At 48.0% G+C, this 20,993-nt stretch carries 12 protein-coding genes; 5 read left to right on the top strand and 7 right to left on the bottom strand.

Annotated elements, in window-relative coordinates:
- On the bottom strand, window positions 1–6,764 hold a 6,764-nt coding region (locus tag LRP49_RS21060; RefSeq protein WP_274144698.1), incomplete at its 3' end, for a VCBS domain-containing protein.
- A 487-nt stretch (window positions 6,765–7,251) separates the two neighbouring features.
- Here LRP49_RS21060 and LRP49_RS21055 point away from each other — a divergent pair.
- Window positions 7,252–9,948 (top strand): response regulator, encoded by a 2,697-nt coding sequence (locus tag LRP49_RS21055; protein WP_274144696.1) that lies wholly within the window; start codon window positions 7,252–7,254, stop codon window positions 9,946–9,948.
- Window positions 9,932–11,671, top strand: a complete 1,740-nt coding sequence (locus tag LRP49_RS21050) for a two-component system response regulator (protein ID WP_274144694.1) — start codon at window positions 9,932–9,934, stop codon at window positions 11,669–11,671. The genes LRP49_RS21055 and LRP49_RS21050 overlap by 17 nt, the downstream gene beginning before the upstream one ends.
- Before the next feature lie 44 nt (window positions 11,672–11,715).
- On the opposite strand, the gene LRP49_RS21045 is transcribed toward LRP49_RS21050, so the two are convergent.
- The 4 genes from LRP49_RS21045 to fdhD all read right to left on the bottom strand — a co-directional run bounded on the left by LRP49_RS21045 (window position 11,716) and on the right by fdhD (window position 14,650).
- Window positions 11,716–12,417: a DUF1223 domain-containing protein gene (locus tag LRP49_RS21045; protein WP_274144692.1), complete on the bottom strand. Its 702-nt coding sequence runs from the start codon at window positions 12,415–12,417 to the stop codon at window positions 11,716–11,718.
- Window positions 12,418–12,586: 169 nt separating this feature from the next.
- Complete coding sequence (locus LRP49_RS21040) at window positions 12,587–13,180, bottom strand: GNAT family N-acetyltransferase (RefSeq protein WP_337992959.1); 594 nt, start codon at window positions 13,178–13,180, stop codon at window positions 12,587–12,589.
- Window positions 13,165–13,572 (bottom strand): VOC family protein, encoded by a 408-nt coding sequence (locus LRP49_RS21035; RefSeq protein WP_274144691.1) that lies wholly within the window; start codon window positions 13,570–13,572, stop codon window positions 13,165–13,167. Before LRP49_RS21035 ends, LRP49_RS21040 begins: the two co-directional genes overlap by 16 nt.
- A gap of 256 nt (window positions 13,573–13,828) precedes the next feature.
- Entirely contained in the window at window positions 13,829–14,650 is an 822-nt protein-coding gene (gene fdhD, locus LRP49_RS21030; RefSeq protein WP_274144690.1) for a formate dehydrogenase accessory sulfurtransferase FdhD, read from the bottom strand.
- Between the two features lie 293 nt (window positions 14,651–14,943).
- Between fdhD and LRP49_RS21025 the strand changes: the two genes are divergently transcribed.
- The 3 genes from LRP49_RS21025 to LRP49_RS21015 are packed head-to-tail and all read left to right on the top strand — an operon-like array spanning window position 14,944 to window position 20,140.
- Window positions 14,944–16,194, top strand: coding sequence for a sarcosine oxidase subunit beta family protein (locus tag LRP49_RS21025; protein ID WP_274144689.1), 1,251 nt, complete (start codon window positions 14,944–14,946; stop codon window positions 16,192–16,194).
- A gap of 26 nt (window positions 16,195–16,220) precedes the next feature.
- Entirely contained in the window at window positions 16,221–16,517 is a 297-nt protein-coding gene (locus LRP49_RS21020; RefSeq protein ID WP_274144687.1) for a sarcosine oxidase subunit delta, read from the top strand.
- Window positions 16,514–20,140 carry a sarcosine oxidase subunit alpha family protein gene (locus tag LRP49_RS21015; RefSeq protein WP_274144685.1) on the top strand — a complete coding sequence of 1,209 codons (3,627 nt, stop codon included), beginning with the start codon at window positions 16,514–16,516 and terminating at the stop codon, window positions 20,138–20,140. The genes LRP49_RS21020 and LRP49_RS21015 overlap by 4 nt, the downstream gene beginning before the upstream one ends.
- 117 nt (window positions 20,141–20,257) lie before the next feature.
- Here the strand turns inward: LRP49_RS21015 and LRP49_RS21010 are convergent, their stop codons facing one another.
- Complete coding sequence (locus LRP49_RS21010; protein WP_274144684.1) at window positions 20,258–20,506, bottom strand: Rho-binding antiterminator; 249 nt, start codon at window positions 20,504–20,506, stop codon at window positions 20,258–20,260.
- 29 nt (window positions 20,507–20,535) lie between these two features.
- Window positions 20,536–20,982: a DUF6691 family protein gene (locus tag LRP49_RS21005; protein ID WP_274144683.1), complete on the bottom strand. Its 447-nt coding sequence runs from the start codon at window positions 20,980–20,982 to the stop codon at window positions 20,536–20,538.
- Window positions 20,983–20,993: the final 11 nt, after the last annotated feature.

Below are 20,993 nucleotides of genomic sequence, written 5' to 3'. Positions count from 1 at the left end.
ACGCCCGCATCTTCGGTGATGCTTGCGGTGACATCACCCGTGATCACTGCCGCATCGTCAGTACCTGTAATGGTGATCACGATGTCTTGGGTCGTGCCGTCAGAGGCCGTGACGGTGATGGTGTCGGTGGCAGTATCGCCGTCAGCCAGTGATTGGATGGATGCGTTGTCAGCAGTGTAGGTCCATGCGCCATCAACGAGCGTTAAAGAGCCGTATTCACCGGCCAGTGTACCGTTTGGAATGGTTGGCGTTTCACCTGTGTCCGCATCGGTTATCGTGATGGTGCCCGTCGCGGTTTGTGCGCCTGAATCCTCTGTGATACTTGCGGTGACATCACCCGTGATGACCGCCGCATCGTCAGTACCTGTAATGGTGATCACGATGTCTTGGGTCGTGCCGTCAGAGGCGGTGACTGTGATGGTGTCGGTCGCGGTGTCGCCGTCAGCCAACGATTGAATGGATGCGCTGTCAGCGGTGTAGGTCCATGCACCATCAACGAGCGTTAAAGAGCCGTAGTCACCCGCCAGCGTACCGTTTGGAATGGTTGGCGTTTCACCGGTGTCCGCATCGGTAATGGTGAGGGTGCCCGTCGCGGTTTGTGCACCTGAGTCCTCGGTGATATTTGCGGTGAAATTGCCGGAGACCGCGGCGGCATCATCGGTACCGGTGACATCCACTGTGATTTGTTGCACCGTGCCGTCTGAGGCGGTCAGTGTGAACACCTCTTGTTCGGTTTGGTTATCGTTCAGGGCGTCGGCTTTGGACGGATCAATGGTGTATGTCCAGTTTCCATCAGCAAGGCTAAAGGTACCGTACCCTCCTTCAATGGTGACGTTATCGAAACGTGGGGACTCGCCATCATCCACATCAGAAATGGACAGCGTGCCAGAGACACTGGTTTCTGGTGTGTCGGCATCTAAATCAACACTGCCCGTGGTATCGCCCGTTACAACTGCGGCGTCATTGGTACCTGTTACCGTAATGACGATTTCGTGCTTAGAACCATCAGATGCGGTGAGTTCAAAGGTGTCGGTTTCCACGTCGCCATCAGGCAGAGCTTGGGCTTTGTCAGGATCAACCGTATAAGTCCATTCACCACCCACTAGCTCAAAAGTACCGTAGTCGCCTTCTATAGTGGTGTTATCAACGGTCGCCGTTTGACCCGAATCAGGGTCAGTGACCGTGATGGAACCTGTAGTGGACGTATCTTGATCGGTCACAGAGCCTGTTGTATTGCCCGTGACAATGGCAGCATCATCTGTGCCAGTAACTTCAATGGAAATTGTTTGTTGTGTATTGTCAGTCGCGGTGAGCGTAAAGCTTTCTGTCACGACATCATCAGCGTCTAACTCTTTTGCTTTCTCAGGATCTAATGTGTAAGTCCACGTTCCATTGTCGAGTGTAAATGTACCGTAATCACCTTCGAGAGTGGTATTTTCAAACGCTGGCGTGTCATCAGTATCCACATCGCTGATACTGAGCTGGCCCGTGGCGGTAATGTCGTTTGAGACATCGAGATAGTTGATCGCACTGACTTCGGTATATGAGCTTTCAACCAATGAGAGATCTGTGCCCGGGACAATGTCTGGACCATCAATTTGTACCAAAAGCGTAGTGGGAGAATCGCCGTTCCCAAAGAAATTACCGGCTTGATCTGCGGCAACAGTGAGTACGCCAAAGGTGAATACGTTGCCGTAGGCATCACTGTATTGCACCGTCGCGTTAGCAGACACAGGATAGCTATTTCCGCCTAATTCAATAGTTTGTGAGCCGTCGTTATTGAGTTGACCATCGGTGTCAGTGATGGCTGCACTAAAACCGATAGTATTGAAGTCTATCTCTGACGGCTGGCTCGAAACGCTGAATGAATCAGTATCACCGTCGGCATCATCACCAAAGACAAAGAGGTGGGAGACCTCAACGGTCGGCCCAGTTTCAGCCGTAACGGTGCCAGTGAAATCACCGGAAACAACAGGATTGTCAGCGGTCCCCTCAATGGTGATTACAAGCTCATACTCTTGGCCTTTGTCATCTTCAAGAGTAATAGTGTCGGTTGCTGTTTGCCCTGCGTTGAGACCTTGTGCGGTGTCTTGATTGACGGTGTACGTCCATTCACCATTGACCAGCGAGAACGAACCGTAATCTGTCGTTATGTCGGTGTCTACCAACGTTGGGTTATCGTTGCTGTCAGGATCGATAATATCGATAGTGCCAGATGTACTGGTATCAACGCCTTCTACCAGATTGCCCGTTGTATCGCCAACTAACTCTGCAGCATTGTCAGTACCTGTCACATTGATTACAAGTTCATGTGAGCCGCCCATGGAATCGGTGATCGTAATGACATCTTGTACGACAGTGCCATTATCTAGCACGTCGGCGAGCTCTGGGTCTAAAGTATATGTCCAAGCACCGTCAGTCATCGTGAATGTGCCGTACTGACCTTGGTGATTGGCATCTGGCAAGGTTGGATTATCGTTGGTATCTGGATCGCTGACAGTCAGGTTGCCGCTGGCTGTTAGCGTACCTGATTCATCGGTGACATTACCTGCAATATCACCGCCTAGCTCTGCAGCATCTTCTGTACCCGTAATGGTAATGACAATGTCGTGGAACGTGCCATCTGATGCTTCAATCGTGATGGTATCTGTGGTGGTTTGATCTTGGTCTAGGTATTGTGCCAAATCCGGGTCGAGCGTATAGGTCCAGTTGCCTTCATTTAAGGTTAGCGATCCGTATTGACCTGCGACGGTCACATTCGGCAGGGTAGGATTCTCTCCACTGTCGATATCTACCAAGTCTACCGTACCTGTGGCTGTGATCGTGCCGCTTCCTTCTGTTACACCACCTGTCGTGTTCCCAGTAAGTACAGGCTCTTGATCTGTGCCTGTAATGGTAATGACTATCTCATGGGTGCTGCCATCAGACGCTTCAATGGTAAGGGTGTCAGTGGTTGTTTCGCCGTCAGGTAATGAGGCTGCAGCGTCAGGGTTTAAGGTGTACGTCCACTCGCCGCCAACCAAAGACAATGATCCATAGGTGCCATCCACGTTGGCATCTGGCAGCGTGGGTGTGTCTTCTGCATCCGCATCGATGATCTCTATGGAACCTGAAGTTGTCAGGTTTTCGTTATCACTCAATGAACCGGTGACGTTACCTTGAAAAATTGGCGCATCATCGGTACCGGTAATGGCGATAACAATACTTTGCTGTGTGCCATCCGATGCTGTCAGAACTAAGGTATCAGTTGCTTGTTGACCTGCGTTTAATACGCTGGCGGCATCTTTATCGAGTGTGTAAGTCCACTCTCCGTCAGCAAGGACTAAAGAACCGTACGCGCCTTCTATAGCGGTGTCGGAAAACGTTGGGCTATCGTCAGCATCAACATCAGAAATGCTGATCGACCCTGTCGCGGTGACGGTATCGCCTGACGTAGAATCTGTCACTGAATCGCCGAACTGACCGCTGACAACAGGAGCATCATTGGTTCCTGTTATCGTAATGGTGATGTCGAGTTCTGTGCCGTCGAGTGACGTTACGGTAATCGTATCAGGCAGCGAGTCGCCAGCATCCAGCGCATCAAATGTCGCGTTATTTACATCGTCTGATGTATATGTCCAATTTCCCGCGCGGTCGATGGTGATTTCGCCATACGTGCCAGTATAGGTGCCCGCAGTGAAAAACTGTTGGCCGGCCTCTGCATCAGACACGGTTGCGCGTCCGCTCGTCGTCAATTGTCCATCTGTTTCGTTGATAGAGACACTGGTCATTCCGCCAAACACGGCATCGTCATTAACGCCGTCAATGGTGATGGTTATGGCCTGCTGTGTACCATCTTGTGCTTCGACAGTGATGGTATCTGTTAGTTGCTCTCCTTGACCTAAACGATCAATAGCCCCTTTATCGTCATTGGTGGAGTAAGTCCAACTACCATCGGCTTCAATCGTAATTTCGCCCCATCTGCCTTCAATCGTTTGGGGCGTAAATGTATTGTCATTTCCGTCGACATCGGTTGATGTGAGTTCACCAGTTGTCGTCATGGTTCCGTCTGCTTCGACGACGGTGCCGACGATATCACCTGCAATAACCGCGGGATCATTGGTACCAATGATCGTGACTTGAATGTCCGTTTCCGTTCCGTCAACGGCGCGCACGGTGATGGTGTCAAGTGTCCGTTCCCCATCTGATAGTGCATCCAACGACGCGTTAGATGATGGATCGGTGGTGTATGTCCAATTGCCGGCGCGGTCGATGGTGACAGAACCAAAATCGCCGATATAAGTACCGGCTTCCATGAAGGATTCGCCAGTATCGGCATCGTTAATATTGATAGATCCGCCGACACTGATGACGTCATTAGATTCAAATACGTCTCGCGCCGATACGGCGGAGAAAACAGGCGTGTCGTTGATGCCCTCTAGCGTCAACGTGAGTTGTTGTGTGGTGCCGTCTTCTGCCCTGACAGTGACAACCTCAGTCAGCGTTTCTCCGTCACCGAGACGTTGAATTGCGCCTGACGGATCAGACGTGGAATATGTCCATTCGCCAGTCTCACTGATTGAGAGTTGTCCGCGTGGTGTGTTAATGGTTTCGGCAATAAAGGTATTGTTATTGCCGTCTACATCAGTCGACGTCAATGTGCCAGAGGTGGACATGACACCACCGTTATCGACAACGGTGGCGGCGATATTTCCATCAATGACTGCCGCATCATTGGTGCCGTTGATGGTGATTGTGATCTGTGTTTCGGTACCATCAAGGGAGAAAACCGTGATGGTATCGGTGAGGTTCTCGCCATCTGTTAATGAATTTATCGCAGTATGGCTGCTGTCGCTGGTGGTATAGCTCCAGTTTCCGGCGCGATCCATAGTGACTTCACCATAGGCTCCGCTAAATGTACCGGCCTGCATAAACGATTCGCCTGCATCGGCGTCGTCGACATTGAGAGAGCCACTGGTAGTCATCGCCGTATCAGATTCAGTGACTGAGCCTGTCGTGATGGCGGAGAACACAGCATCGTCATTGACACCCTCAAAGGTAATGGCGATTTGTTGTTCGGTACCATCTTCCGTGCGCACTGTAACGTATTCAGCTAGCGAGTCCCCTTCACCTAATGCTTGAATTGCACCAGTAGGATCGGTTGATGTGTACGTCCAAGAGCCATCGCTATCGATGGTTAGTTCACCGCGAAGTGATTGCACTGTTTCTGCAATGAAGGAGTCGTTGTTGCCATCAACATCATCGGAAGATAACTGACCGGAGGCTTGTAGCATTCCGTTATCAGCCACAATGGTTGCGGAAATATCGCCAGATACGCTTGCGGCGTCATTGGTGCCTTCTATGGTAAGTACAATTTGATGAGTGCTGCCATCACTGGCAGTAACGGTGAAGGTGTCAGTGGCTTGGTCGCCTTCAGCAAGTGGTGCGACTTTCTCGTTGTCGGTAGTATAGGTCCATGCGCCGTTTTCTACTTGAAGCGTGCCATATTCGCCAATCAGGGTTTCATTATTGAGTGTGGTTTGATTGTTAGAGTCAATATCAACCACGTTTAACGTGCCTGATGCGGTGCCTATTGCTGGGCCTGAAGGGTCGGTAACAGTAGCCTCCGTATCACCTTCGACAACGGCATCGTCATCAGTCCGAGTGATAGGGATAGTAATGGTTTCTTCTACCGTGGTTTTGCCGTCGGTGACGGAAACCGTCACGCTTATCTCTTCTAGGGCTAATGTGTCATCATCGATCGCGGCTTGCCCAGCGGCAGTCAGAACGACGTTTCCACTCTCGATCGCAAAGTATCCATTGGGATCGTTAGTGATCGCTACCTCAAGGCGGTCGCCGTCACCATCGTTGGTCGAAATGTTTGCAATGACAGACCCTTCAGAAACATTGCTGTCCTCTGAAAGCGCGACGGGATTTAATTGAATTTCTGGTGCATCTTCTATTGCTGATACGGTCACCGAAATGTCACTGGAAAAGGTGGTCACGCCATCGGTTATTTCTACTTTGAATGTCATTTGCCCATTGAAATTTTCGGGGGGGCGCAATGTGTATGAGCCGTCTTCATTTTGTATGATGGTCGCGCCTTCAACACTGGGGATGATATTGGTTATCTGGATATTGTCAGTATTGCCGCCAGTGATATACGGCAGGATATCTTCACGCGAAATTGTTAAGTCGCCGTCTTCCTCGAAGTTGATGTTGATAGGCGCAAATTCGGGAGCAACATATTCTTGGTCTTGGTCTTGGTCTTGGTCTTGGTCTTGGTCTTGGTCTTGGTTTCGACTTGCCAAAAGTGCCGCGTAGCGCGAATTAAGTAAAGAGTCAGCCTGACCCCTAGACATCCCCATCCCTTCAAGCGATAGAGTGCTGAAGCGAATAGTGGTATCCGTGCCTCCTTTGGAATTATTTGACTCAATGATGCTCTGAACGCTCAGCGTTGAGCTTGATAGCTCTTCACCTGCAGCTGTTTCAGTACCTTCTTTTTCTGAAGGGTCATCACCCTCTTCAATAGCGGCAATAATGTCCAGGACATCAGAAGGAAGGTCAAGGATTTCAATGCCCTCTTCACCCACTAATAATGCCTCATCGAGCACATCAATTTGTTCTTGGTCTTCTGTCACGAGCCACGCATTTTTCCCTTTTGGGACGGAAAGAACGTCGCCGGTTTGTAATGCAGCATTGGGTTGAGCGGGAACCGTTTCGCCGTCGGGCTTAACCACAAATGCTTGCCCCACAACCTGACTGAGTACCAAGGATATTGCCATTTGTCTCTCCTTTAACTTCAATGTCTTAGAAATGAAGATAACGATTCATAAATTGGTCGTGAATTAACCCTAGTACACAAAACGACCACTGCTAAGGGGCTAGCTGAGAATTTGTAAAGTTTTGAAAGGGAAGTGTTTCATATATGAGAATGCGGGATTTGCGACGAAATTTGGGAGGGCGAGAGAGGCCCTTCTGCAGTGTTTTAGCAAAGATGAAAAGAATAGATCTTAAATGACGGGCAATTCATTGCTGGAAAAGAGGATTTGGCACAGAAGTCAAAAAGACACTAGTTTTAAAGAGCAAACTTTTGCTTCATTTTTGAGATAAGAGATAGTGTTTTTTAAGATTGGTCACATAAAACAGTGTGTTAAAAGCGGACGAGAATATCGCTTTGTTTAATGATCTTATCGCTATCTGTTGGAATCAAAATGATGTTGAGCACGAGGCACTTTAGCTTCTGACACATTACTCCGAAAGGTAGGCGCAATGAAAAGCTTGGTGAAAAATGAACCCGTCATCGTTCTGGCCGACGTAGACCTATCACATATAGATTTTTATCAGCAGGTCTTAAGTGAAAACGGATATTGGTTGCGGTCGGTGGCAACACCAGACAAGCTAAATACGATATTAGAGCAGCATCCTGTCAATATTCTTGTTCTGAGTTATGACTTTCCGTTTAATGGCGGAGAAGTTATTCAAAAAGAAATCAAAAATATCCGTCTTCTACCAACGTGCAAGAATACGCGTATCATCGTTACGTCCAATCGTTTTTCAGAAGAGGAAAAAAGAACCGCTTATCAAGCGGGAGCTGCGGACTACCTTGTTTATCCGATCGGCCCTGATGAACTCTTCCTAAAAATGGGTACACAACTCATTGCTGGCTCAAGAAAAGGGGTCATGGGCGCATTGAGCCGAAGTTTTAATGTTCTCTCCCAAGTGAATATGCAGCTTTATCCGCTTCTTGCTACGTCAGCGAGTTGCGCACAAATTCTTCTTCAAACCTCTCTCAGTAATAAACAAGCCATCTACGTGGACAGCTTACATCGATCGTTGAAACGGGCGGGCGTGCTCAGTGACAATTTGAGAGATTTTGAAGAACTTTCCACAGATTTTTTGACATTAGAGAATACGCCTTTCGATTTAGACCAACTACTTGAGAGCCTTCGCGAATACATCCTCGGTGAAGCAGAACGGCGGGAAGTTGAGTTGCTGTTTGATGTGCCAATGGATGTGCCACGCTCGCTGATCGGCGATCCTGACCGACTGCGCCGAGTATTGTTGAACTTTATATCTGAAGCGTTGATTGTCGGTGGCGGTTGTCCAATCATCCTCAGTATTGAGGCGACAAAGCTAACGGAAGGTAGTGTGTCGCTTGAATTTTCGGTTCATGAGAAATTATCAGCCGACTCCCAGCCTTACTACCATCTTGATGAACTTGCCGAGCGTGCGTCAATGGCGATGTCAGAAGTGGATGAATCGCTTAACCTCCTTATTTCCTGCTGTTTAATTGAAGCAATGGGGGGAAGTATCTACAGTGATATGCCTGATGAAGACTCAGGGATTCGATTTAATATTGAACTGCAAGTTTCTTCTGTCTCGTCAGAGAAAAGCTTCGCTGTGCCCGTAGATTTGAGAAAGCTACGGGTGCTGGTTGTCGACGACAATCCATCATCCATATCGGTTCATACCACCATCATTGAGTCTCTCGGCTTCGAATGCCATTCCGCCAATAGCGTTGATAGTGCGTTTAAAGCCATTGAAGACAGCGTCCTCGATTTAGAAGGTGAACCTTATGATCTGATACTGCTTGATTGGCATATGCCCGGTAAGAAAGGTTTCCATTTACTTGAGAAACTTAACAGTGACATGTCCCCGAAAGACACCCCGCTTGTGATTGTGATCAGTGCCTTTGATAAAAACAAAATCGAAAGTGAAAAAGGGCCGGGAAAAATAGATGGTTATCTTCACAAGCCTATTTCGGCGTCAGTCATGTTTGACACCATTATGGAAGTGATGGGCCAAAATCTGCCCAAAACGCATCAGCGAATCATTAACGCTCAGTTGCAACAAACGGGTGTAACCGTCAACGGTGGTGGTAAGCGTATTTTGGTGGTTGATGACATGCCAATTAATCAGCGTATCGCCAATGAAATTTTGATCAGTAATGATTTTCAAGTCGAAATTGCCCAGTCAGGCAGAGAAGCAGTAGTTAAAGTGTGCCCAGCACCTGAATTGTACGACGCCATTTTAATGGACTTGGAAATGCCGGACATGAATGGACTTGAGGCAACACGAATCATTCGAGAAACCGCAGACGGGGATACGTTACCCATCTTTGCCGTTACTGCGCATACCATGGAGAAAGACCGACAGCGTTGTGAAGCTGCTGGGATGAATGATCATGTTGCCAAACCGATTGATGCAGATTCTCTCTTACAAAAATTGGCTGTGCATCTTGGACTTGCAGTGACATCGGTTGATAAGTCCTCCTCTGCTATAGAGCCGACAGATGAAGAGTATGAATACGTTGATATTGACGAGGGGATCAAACGCGTCATGGGCAACGAAACACTGTATTTCAAACTGTTGAGTGACTTTGTCCATCAGGCAAGAACGTTAGAGTCTGCAGTATATCAACACATCGAAGAAGGTCAGAATGTTGTAGCGTCTGAGCATGCGCACACCATCGCGGGAAGTGCGGGCAATCTCTCTGTTACTGCCTTGAGAAAATCGGCCAAACACCTGCAAATCGCGTTGTCTACGCCTGAAGAAAATCATGAAGGCCCGTTGAGTCAATTTAAACGAGACATGGACAACGCAATCAAAGAAATTGGTCAAATCCTTCTTAAGCACAGTTCTCAGCATGTCTCTGAGACTCAAGCCACGTCGTCAGATAATCCCAGTGGTTCCGCAAAGTCCACTTCACCGAGCAATGCGCTCGATGTCAGGATGATGGCGTTGAAAGCGCAAATACTTTCACAAGATATGATGGCGATTGAATCCTACTACCAACTTCTTGTGGATTTTTGCGATATCGCCCCTCAAATCAAACCGATCGGCGATAAGTTAATTGAGCTTGATTATACGCAGGCAAACAAAGAGCTCGACGACTTTTTAGCTTCAAATGGAATGACGACAGACTTAGTGAAAGAAAAGGGGATCCCGAATGCAAACCAATCATGAGGCGGTGGATAAAGACACCCTTCTATTAGTGGATTCATCGCCAAACAGCATTCGCATTCTCAATGCCATATTGGGTGAAGAATACCGAGTAATCTTTTCCACGACAGCACTCCGGGCAAAAGAGCTGGCGAAACAAGAATCGCCCAAACTCATTTTGATTGATGTCGAGTTACCTGACATGGATGGTTATGAGTTGTGTCAGCACTTTAGGAACGATGCAGAACTGGCGAATACGCCGATCATTTTAGTGACAGAGCCTCAGGAAGATGAAGGCAAAGAGCTTGGGCTGAGAATTGGTTGCTCTGACTATATTTCTAAGCCTGTTTCGCCAGCGGAAGTGAAACTTCGAATATACAATCAGCTTCGTATTCGCCGTAACGAAGAATTGATTATGCAACGCGCTCTTTATGACGGCTTAACCAAATTGGCGAACCGAAACCTGACACTAGATCGACTGCGGTATGCGATTGCTCATGATATTCGCCGGGGGCTGCTGACTGGCTTGATGCTAGTCGATATCGACAATTTCAAAACTGTGAACGATACGCTGAGCCATGATGTGGGCGACCAGGTATTGGTTGAACTTTCAAAGCGCATTGTCAGGACTGTTCGAGAAATAGATACGGTTGGGCGTGTTAGCGGAGATGAGTTTCTTATTGTGTTGCCGGGTTTGCATCAAACAGAGAACGCGTGTCAGATTGCCAGTAAGTTGAGAAAGGCGATCAACAAGCCGATTTCGATCAACATGGGAGGGGAAGTCCATGTGACGGCAAGCATAGGGATTTCCGTTTCACCACTGGACTCGGATGATTTTAAGCGATTATTTGCTCATGCGGACGTTGCTAAGAATCAAGCGAAAAAAGGTGGAAAAGACAGCTATCGCATGTTCACGACAGAGATGAATGACAATATCCATCGTCGAATGAGGATTGAATACCATCTCGTTAAAGCGATATCGCGCAATGAATTTAGTGTGCTCTACCAACCATTGGTGGATTTGAAATCTGACAAAATAGTCGGTGCTGAAGCACTCATACGCTGGAATAACAGCGAGCTTGGGCCAGTGCCGCCAACCGAATTTATTCCCATCGCTGAGCAGACAAATCTGATATACGAAATCGGGAACTTCGTGCTTAGAACGGCTCTGAGAGATTTCGCTAAGTTAAGAAATGCACAGGGTGAATTGTTGAACTTAGCAGTAAATATCTCCCCTCAACAGATACGTCAGCCCGCTTTTCTTCAAGACATATTGAAGATGATGGAAAACGATGGTTTTGACATAAACCGGCTAGAGCTAGAGGTTACGGAAGGGTTATTGCTTAGCAATCAACCACAAGTGAAAGAGATGATTGATAGGTTGAATGAAATGGGTGCCATGTGGTCTATGGATGACTTTGGAACAGGGTACTCTTCACTTAGCTATCTACTTCAATTCCCCTTCGATACGTTGAAAATTGATCGAGAGTTTGTTGACGGAATAACGGATGTGCAGCTCAATGAGACCTTAGCGACGGCCGTTATATCTTTGGCGAAAGGGTTGAAAATTAGAACCGTTGCCGAAGGCGTTGAAACGGCTGAGCAGCTAGAAATGCTGCGTTCTAAAGGATGTGATTTAGCGCAAGGCTATTACTTGAGTCGCCCACTAGATATCGAAACGTTTAGAGCGTTTTTAACTGAAGAAGAAGCCGCCAAAGTCGCAGTGGTGCCTGAAGCTGACGAATAGTACTTTTTCTCAACACCTCTCATATAAATAGCCCAGTCAAAGGGCTATTTTTCTATCCATCCCGCGACCGTTTGAATGGGGTCTCCACCATCGATGGGGGATAACCAAACAGCGATTGCAGAAGCGGGCGCAGTGGTGTGTTGGCTCAAGGGAAATGTCCATGACTGTCGACCAATTTTTGTCGAGAAATCAACGACCACAAAATCATGCTCAAGCGTCCTGCCTCGGTTTTCTCCCCGTTTTACTTGTGTTTCTAAATCCATAGCAAGCAGGGCCATATTGGCTCTGACCAACTGGTTCCCATCATAGTGAACGCGGAGAGTTGTTTGATTGATTTCTGCCTCTAATGTTGGTGCTTTTGGGCCTTGTGCATAAGGGACGGCGTGTCGGGAGAAAAACCCGCGCCATTCCTGATCGTTAATAAACCAACCGGGTGTATAAACGCCGGATGCTTGACCCAGCGAAACCTTATCGCGCTGACGTTGACTATATTGCGGGCTGGCAAACCGATCTTCCCACCCAATGTAATTCCAATAGTCGACGTGAAAGGCGAGTGGAATAACGGTTTTCCAGAGTTCGTCAGCGTGCTTGAGTTGGTTTAGTGCGTGTTCCGCGGGAGGGCAACTACTGCAACCTTCGGAGGTGAAAAGCTCGACAACTGTGGCGGGAGAACCGCTATTTTTAAGCGTTTGGGCGTAGGACAAAAAGGGCAGCAACGTAACCATGACCAATAGTACGTTTTTCATCGTCGTCTCCGAAAGAATTGAACGGTTATCCATTACAGACCTGATGGTATTGCGTTCTCTTTCGGAAAAAGGCAATGCCCAAACATTTTCAAGTTGTTTGGGTGAATGTCCCTTTGGGTTTATAAAACTGCTGGCTGGGTTAAGCGTGAAACGTCACAGTGCGGTGACGCTATAAAGTCAAAGACAGCCTCAGCATATCTTTGTGCTGTATGCCTTTTTCCCAAACAGGCTCCTCGTAGTTATCTATATAATAATCTTTGATCAGTGTTTCTACGCGAAAGCCAAATCGTTGATAAAACGCGAGTTGATGTCCAAATGTACCGGTGCCAAGTTCTATTTTTCTAATCGATCGTTTTTTGGCAGTGTCAATGACATGCTGCAGCAGTAACGAGCCCAAACCTTGGCACTGAAGCTCTGGGAATATGGCGAGATTGTTTATTTCGAGCACTCCGTCTATAAGGTTTTGGAGTACACACGCTCCTAGAATGTTATCGCCTTCTATGGCGGCAAAACAAAATGAGTCAAGTAGATACGTAGAAATGCTAGATGCAGATGGATCGGCTTCTAGGAGCAATGCTGGAGGTAAACGGTGGGGCGACACTTCCGCAACACGGATCGATCGAACGTTGGTTGCCCATGCGTCATTGTTTTTGTGAGGCGATTTGGTGGTGTCGGTGTAGGAGTCCATTTTCACAATAATACCTAGCTGTAACTGAATAGAAAAATCAACGCTGAATCGCTGACTGTCTATTTTATTGAGCACTTTAATTCGATCGTGTTGCCATCAGGATCTTGGATGTAAATTGAACGCCCAAAACCCTGAGCTCCGTATCGTTGCTCAAACTCACTGGCATCAACGTGCCATTTTTTTAAGTGTTCGACTAATTTTTCTTCACAAATAGGTTCGATTTGTAAACAAAAATGATCGAGGTTATTTCCGGTGTTTGCGGGGGCTTTTCCGCCAAGTTTGCCGAGTGTGCTGTCTACATCGACGATGTCAATAAGCGCGCTACCTGCTCGAAGTTGCGTTAATCCCAATTCTGGTGATGTTTCTCGTTCGATGAGGCAATTAAGGACCTGAGTGTAAAACGCGATCATTTGGGCGCGTTTTTCGGTTCTCAACACGATGTGATCTATGGCAACAACGTTCAGCATTGAAAACATCCTTATTTTTTATTGCAGTGTGGTTCGATACATCGAAAGGATAGTGTCATAACCCGCTACGCCTAGCTCTGGAATATCTGGGTACTGCATTGCGAGGCGATATCATGTTGGTGGTGATGCTCACTTTGCCTGTCGATGTGCCCATAAAACCAGATAGGAGTTGAGGGTAATCATAATATTTTAAAATGTTACAAATGGTATGGAAATATGCGACCTGATTAATAATAAAGCGGCCGTCAGTGCGCTACTAACCGACGCGATTGTAAAATCGTGGATTGGACTCTCTCGGTAGGTGAACAAGGTTTAAATTCGCTTGTACGGCAGTGCTGACCGCGAGAGACGTTGGTGTGCCAAGAGTAATTAGCGTTCTTACTCCTGCCAATACCGCTTTTTGAACCAGCTCGATACTGCAGCGACTCGTGACAATTAATGAGTGATCAGGGGTGAGGATTTTTCCCCTGATTGCCGCGCCTAATATTTTATCGACGGCATTGTGTCGGCCAATGTCTTCTCTGCTAAGTAATATGTCTCCAGAGTCATCCACAAGCATTGCAGCATGAATTGCACCACTGATATGTCCGAGTGACTGCCATCGTCGAACATTGTCGCGAAGGGCTAGAATGCGGTCATTACTCAAGGGTTGAACAGTGCTGAGGGCGGGCAATGTAGGAAGGGCATGTGATAGTGACTCGGCGCCACAAATTCCGCAGCCTGTCCTCCCCGTTAACTGCCGTTTAGATGCAGACAGTCGTGCTTGAGCGCGATTTGCCAATTGCACATTGGCAATGAGCGAGTCGTCTTCAACGTCAATCGATACATCGTGGATTTCTATCGCATCTTGGATGATGCGTTCGCTGAAGGAAAAGCCATAGATGAAGTCATCAATGTCCTGCGGTGTGACCATCATGACAGCGTGATTGATTCCGTTATAGCTTATTGCCAATGCGGTCTCGGTTGGAAGGGTCGCGAACTGATTTGAATCCGTCGTGTCGTCAGCATAGTGATGGAGAGAATGAGGCTCCAGATAAGCGTCGTCGAGGGGATTTCTATCTCGCTTGTTATCGTTCATTTTTAACCCCATGCCATTCCTTTGTTTTCCTAGCTTAGCGTCTTCCTTTTCTTTGTGGGCGTTGAGAGTGAAAAAAAGAGAACTTTCCCCATTTGGAACTCAATACGTCTCACTGCGGATTGTCGCAATCTGTTCTGGCTCAGACGCAAAATCACACTTCTAAAGTTTGCCCCCTAATTACCATGCAATAAGTACGCAAAGCTGATCTGAATCGCAGTGAAAAGACTACACTTTTGTTGCAGATGTTCGGCTCTCTATAGTGAATTGAATCCACCTAAATTCAGGACCAAGGAATGCAGAATTACTCCGGATTCGGGCTGTTAAAACACGCGCTCACGTTTCATGAAAACTGGCAGCGAGTATGGCGCAACCCAACACCAAAACCACTTTACGATGTGATTATTGTTGGTGGTGGCGGCCACGGGCTGGCAACCGCCTATTACCTCGCAAAGGAATGTGGGATTACTAATGTCGCCGTCGTTGAGAAAGGTTGGTTGGGTGGCGGGAATACCGCACGAAACACCACCATTGTTCGTTCGAATTATCTTTGGGACGAATCGGCACAACTCTACGAGCACTCCTTAAAGCTTTGGGAAGGCTTGTCGCAAGAACTTAACTTCAACCTGATGTTCAGTCAGCGTGGCGTGTTGAATCTTGGTCATAACCTCCAGGACATGCGCGACATTGAACGTCGAGTGAGTGCAAATCGTTTAAACGGCATCGACAGCGAAGTGCTGGACACTAACGCCGTTCAAGATTTGGTTCCTCTCCTGGATTGTTCCGAAAATACGCGTTATCCGGTTCTGGGTGCAAGCTGGCAACCACGTGGTGGCGTTGCTCGGCATGATGCGGTCGCATGGGGTTTTGCCAGAGCCGCAGACAGTCTCGGGGTTGATTTACTTCAGCAAACAGAAGTGACAGGCCTTCGCATTGAAAACGGCAAGGTGTTGGGGGTTGAGACCGCCAACGGTTTCATCGGAGCCAAAAAGGTTGGGTGTGTTGTTGCTGGTAATTCTGGAGAACTGGCGAAAATGGCCGGAATGACACTACCTATTGAGTCTCATCCACTTCAAGCCATGGTCTCTGAGCCACTGAAACCGTGTATTGATACTGTCATTATGTCCAATGCGGTACATGGCTACATTAGTCAATCAGACAAGGGTGATCTGGTAATTGGTGCGGGTATTGATAGTTACAATGGGTTTGGGCAGCGTGGTTCGTTTCCACTCATCGAACATACCATTACCGCCATTCTGGAATTGTTCCCATTTCTCAGTCGTGTCCGAATGAATCGTCACTGGGGTGGCATTGTTGATACCTGTCCAGATGCCTGCCCGATCATTAGTAAGACCGAGATAGACGGGCTGTATTTTAATTGTGGTTGGGGAACAGGCGGATTTAAAGCGACGCCTGGATCGGGCCATGTGTTTGCTCACACGCTAGCGGGAGATACGCCGCATAAACTGGCGGCACCGTTCAACATTGACCGGTTTGTGAGTGGCTATCTGATCGACGAACATGGCGCCGCTGGCGTTGCACACTAAAACGGATTTCACGGATAGGTAAGCAGATGCTGAGAATTTATTGCCCATATTGCGATGAATACAGGGAAGAAGATGAGTTCAGCTATGGCGGAGAAGCACATATTGTGCGCCCAACAGATCCCAATGCGATGTCAGACAAGGAGTGGGGACATTACTTGTTTCATCGCAAGAACATCAAGGGTAGCCATAAGGAAATGTGGTACCACGCGACAGGCTGTAGGAAGTTTTTCAATGTACAGAGAAACACAGTTACCTATCGCATTGAAGCCGTATATAAAATGGGCGAGACACTCCCAGAAGGAACAGGGGAGACAAGCGCATGAGCCAAAGTAATCGCTTACCTGACGGCGGTCGTATCGACCGAGATAGTTCATTCACGTTTACGTTCAATGACATGGTCTATCAAGGCCACAAAGGCGACACACTTGCCTCCGCACTAATGGCAAATGGCGTCAAAGTAGTTGGACGCAGTTTTAAATATCATCGGCCCCGCGGAATTTTGGGGGCAGGGGCGGAAGAGCCCAATGCCATTTTACAGGTCGGTTCGACACCCGCTACGCAGTCACCAAATATGCGCGCAACGCAAACAGAGTTGTTTGATGGTTTAGACGCACGCGTTGTGAATGCATGGCCAAGTCTAGAAACCGATGCGATGTCCTTTGTGGGTAAATTGGGTGGCAGCATGATGCCCGCAGGTTTTTACTATAAAACCTTCATGTATCCAGAGTCGCTCTGGCCAACCTATGAAAAACACATTCGAAACGCTGCAGGACTGGGTGAAGCCCCAACGGCTGTTGACGCCAATACTTACGATAAAATGCAGCATCACTGTGATGTATTAATCGTCGGTGCTGGCGCGGCGGGTTTGGTTGCCGCACGGCAATTGGTCGGGCAGGGACTGAGAATTATCCTTGTTGATGAACAGTCAGAAATGGGTGGAAGCTTGCTTCATACTCGTACACAACTTGATGCCTCACCGGCAACAGATTGGGTGGCTGATACGCTCTCGGTATTGGAGCAAGACCACGACTGTATGTTGTTGCCGAAAAGTACGGCATTTGGCTACTACGACCATAATTTTGTCGGCGTGTTGGAACGGAAAACTGACCACATAGGCGAAGACGCCAACGGGATTCGACAGCGAATCCACCATATCAGAGCCAAACAGGTGCTTTTGGCAACGGGTGCGATTGAAAGGCCACTGGTGTTTGGTAACAACGATTTGCCGGGTTGCATGTTAGCGTCAGCCGTATCGACTTACCTGAGGCGTTACGCTGTAACGCCGGGCGAGTCATTGGTATTGATGACAACGAATGATGACGCCTATGACGCGGCTATTGATTGGCACCTCAGTGGGTTACACGTTGAGGCGATTGTCGATAGTCGCCCTCATGCAGAAGGTGACAAGACGGAACAAGCTAAAGCCCTTGGAATAACAGTATTACATGGTCATGGCGTGACCAATGTACAAGGAAGTGATCGTGTGACGGGAGCAGAAGTCGCCCCCATCGATAAAGAGGGTCGTAACCTTGTTGGTCCGGTTAAAGTCTTGGCGTGTGATGTGATTGCTTCGAGCGGCGGCTGGAGTCCAACGTTACATTTGAGTTGCCACACGGGCAGCCGTCCTGTCTGGCGAGAAGATATTGCTGGATTTGTTCCTGCAAACACTGTTGAAGGCATGGATTACGCGGGCTCTGTATCTGGCGAACAAAGCCTACTTGATGTCATGCAAAGTGGCTTTGACGCCGCGGAACGTATCGCTTCGTCGTTGGGGCTAGAGGGGCTATCGGCCTCGCTACCCGTGGTTGAAACCTTTCAAGGCTCACCCGCGATGCACCTTTATCTTGTCCCTAACCGTTTACCCGTCAGTCGCGCGCCTAAGCAATTTGTCGACTTTCAGAATGATGTAACGGCAGCGGGTATTGAACTGGCGGTGCGTGAAGGTTATGAGTCGATCGAACATATCAAGCGTTATACCGCGATGGGCTTTGGGACTGACCAAGGTAAAACGGGCAACATCAATGGCATGGCTATTGCTGCAAATGCGATGGGTAAATCGATTGAAGAAACGGGAACCACGATTTTCCGCCCAATGTATACACCAGTGACCTTTGGTGCTTTAGCGGGAAGGGATGTAGGTAAACTGTTCGATCCCGAACGTTATACGGCGATACATGCTTGGCATATCGCTAACGGTGCCAAGTTTGAAAATGTCGGCCAATGGAAACGCCCTTGGTATTACCCAAAAGGGGGTGAAACCATGGGTGAGTCGCTGGCGAGAGAGTGCAAAGCGACAAGAGAAAGCGTCGGCATTTTGGATGCATCAACCCTCGGGAAAATCGACATACAAGGGAAAGATGCCCGCGCATTTTTGAACCGTATCTACACGAACGGTTGGGACAAACTCGCGCCTGGAAAATGCCGTTATGGCTTAATGTGCCATGAAGATGGGATGGTATTTGATGATGGCGTTACGTCATGCATCAGCGATGACCACTTTTTGATGACAACCACCTCTGGAGGTGCAGCAGGCGTTTTGCGATGGCTAGAACTCTGGCATCAAACGGAGTGGCCAGAGATGGAGATTTACTTCACTAGCGTGACAGACCAATGGGCCACGATGACTATTTCGGGACCGAACAGTCGCAACGTGCTGAAAAAGCTGGTGGGTGATGAAGATGTTTCAGAAGACGCCATGCCGTTTATGAGTTGGAAACCGATGACCGTTGCGGGTATTGATGCACGGGTGTTCAGGATCAGCTTCACGGGTGAGTTATCGTTTGAAATCAACGTAAATGCCAATTTTGGCATGTACGTTTGGCAGCAGGTCATGAACGCTGGCGAAGAATATGACATTACGCCATACGGCACGGAGACCATGCATATTCTTCGTGCTGAAAAAGGCTTCATTATCGTGGGTCAAGACACAGATGGCTCTGTGACACCTCAAGACCTCAATATGGGGTGGATCACGGGCAAGCAAAAGACATTCAGTTTTATCGGTCGCCGTTCATGGGAGCGAGAAGACTCAATGCGTACCGATAGAAAGCAGTTAGTCGGATTAAAATGCACTGAACCAAGCAAGGTGATCCCAGAAGGGGCTCAGGCCGTGGATAATCCCGAGCAACCGATTCCAATGACCATGGTAGGACATGTCACGTCTTCCTATTACAGTACTGTTTTGGGGTGTTCTATTGCATTGGGATTAATTAAAAACGGCCTGAACCGCATGGGAGATTACGTGTATTTTCCTTTGGCGGATGGAACAAGCCTCAAAGCGCAGATTTGCAGCTCGGTTTTTTATGATGTGAAGAATGAAAAACCAGGAAAAGCGAATGAGGATGAAATCAACGCGGAAACTGAGTTTTCGCCCATTCTCGAACTGCCTTTGAGCCACATTGGAACACTGAAACCTTCTCGCGCTGCGGGTGTGCATCTTCACGAGCATAAAGGTGTGTCTCAAGTGGTGTTGCGTGGTGAGCCATCGTCTGAATTCTGTGGTGGTGTTGAGGCTGCCTTAGGCGTGGCATTGCCTACAATGCCTTGCTCTACGTCAACCAGTGATACCGTGGAAATTTGGTGGCAAGCACCTGATGAGTGGTTGGTTATCAGTCGAGAGCTTAGTGCCACACAAATTGAGCAACAACTCCGAGCAAATGTATATGGGCACCTGTCTGTTACTGATGTTTCAGGTGGTCAAACACTGTTAACACTGTCAGGGTCACACGCCATTGATGTGCTCAAAAAGTCCACCACGTATGATGTCGACGACAGACATTTTCATATCGGGCGTTGCATCGGCACCTCGTTTGCGAAAGCGCAGGTTTTCCTTAAGCACAGCAGTGAAAACACTTACGAGCTTATTGTCAGGCGCAGTTTTTCAGACTACGTGGGGCTTTGGATTCAGGATGCTGCGGATGAATATGGCATCGCACTGGATTGCTGATTAGTCAATTTGATTGAAGAGCGAGTTTGAAGAAAGAAAAAACAGGCCCTGCGGATGAAGGGCCTGTTTTTTATATAGTGAGGTTAAATGCGTTTTCGTTAAACTTCAGTGATGCCTCTAGGGCTCAAAACTTACATGACGAAAATGTGGATTCTCAATCAAAACGTCGATAGCAGAAATGGTATCAAGCACGATAAGTTGATGATCACCTTGAATATCTAGCACGATGCATTCGTCTTTTGCTTGATTTCGCTGCGTGTCTTGAGCGATTCCTTCTATCGCTTCACCCATCTTTAATGTCAGTTTGATTGGGTAGTGAAATAGGCACGCAATTTCAATGTAATCGTAGTCTGAGCACTTAATCATGCTTGCTCCTTTGCTGTCGCGTAGGTTGCTTAACGTATCGTGTGAGCTCTGAACGAAGACGATGCTTTTGTGCCCACCTGAACGATAAACATACCTGCAAGCATGCTGATTATAAAGGTCGCGATAGTCATGCTGCCCGATCCCAATAACGTAATTGCCGGCCCAGGACATATTCCCGCTAGCCCCCAACCTACGCCAAATAACGCGGAACCCGTGAGCAATTTAGTATCCGCTTTTGACGGCGTTGAAAAGTTGAATGTGGCTGCGAGTCTGGGAGACTTTTGCGGCTTAATCACGAGGAAATACCCGGGAATAAATACCATGAGTGCTCCGCCCATGACAAACGCTAAGCTTGGATCCCATTGGCCAAAGAGGTCAAGAAATCCAATTACTTTTTGTGGATTGACCATACCGGAAATCATCATTCCCAACCCAAATAGCAAGCCAGAAAGTAGCGATACAAATTTGAATAGCATAGCGGGCTCCT

The sequence above is a fragment of the Enterovibrio qingdaonensis genome, assembly GCF_028683135.1.
Classification (GTDB): domain Bacteria; phylum Pseudomonadota; class Gammaproteobacteria; order Enterobacterales; family Vibrionaceae; genus Enterovibrio; species Enterovibrio qingdaonensis.
The sequence above is the reverse complement of the archived record's forward strand: the minus strand, read 5'-3'. Positions and strand labels throughout refer to the sequence as shown.

Excerpts from the sequence above, each read along its gene's own strand:
- LRP49_RS21050 (WP_274144694.1), top strand. The coding sequence starts at position 9,932 with ATGCAAACCAATCATGAGGCGGTGGATAAAGACACCCTTCTATTAGTG.
- LRP49_RS21045 (WP_274144692.1), bottom strand. The coding sequence starts at position 12,417 with ATGAAAAACGTACTATTGGTCATGGTTACGTTGCTGCCCTTTTTGTCC.
- LRP49_RS21025 (WP_274144689.1), top strand. The coding sequence starts at position 14,944 with ATGCAGAATTACTCCGGATTCGGGCTGTTAAAACACGCGCTCACGTTT.
- LRP49_RS21010 (WP_274144684.1), bottom strand. The coding sequence starts at position 20,506 with ATGATTAAGTGCTCAGACTACGATTACATTGAAATTGCGTGCCTATTT.
- LRP49_RS21055 (WP_274144696.1), top strand. The coding sequence starts at position 7,252 with ATGAAAAGCTTGGTGAAAAATGAACCCGTCATCGTTCTGGCCGACGTA.
- LRP49_RS21020 (WP_274144687.1), top strand. The coding sequence starts at position 16,221 with ATGCTGAGAATTTATTGCCCATATTGCGATGAATACAGGGAAGAAGAT.
- LRP49_RS21035 (WP_274144691.1), bottom strand. The coding sequence starts at position 13,572 with ATGCTGAACGTTGTTGCCATAGATCACATCGTGTTGAGAACCGAAAAA.
- LRP49_RS21005 (WP_274144683.1), bottom strand. The coding sequence starts at position 20,982 with ATGCTATTCAAATTTGTATCGCTACTTTCTGGCTTGCTATTTGGGTTG.
- LRP49_RS21015 (WP_274144685.1), top strand. The coding sequence starts at position 16,514 with ATGAGCCAAAGTAATCGCTTACCTGACGGCGGTCGTATCGACCGAGAT.
- fdhD (WP_274144690.1), bottom strand. The coding sequence starts at position 14,650 with ATGAACGATAACAAGCGAGATAGAAATCCCCTCGACGACGCTTATCTG.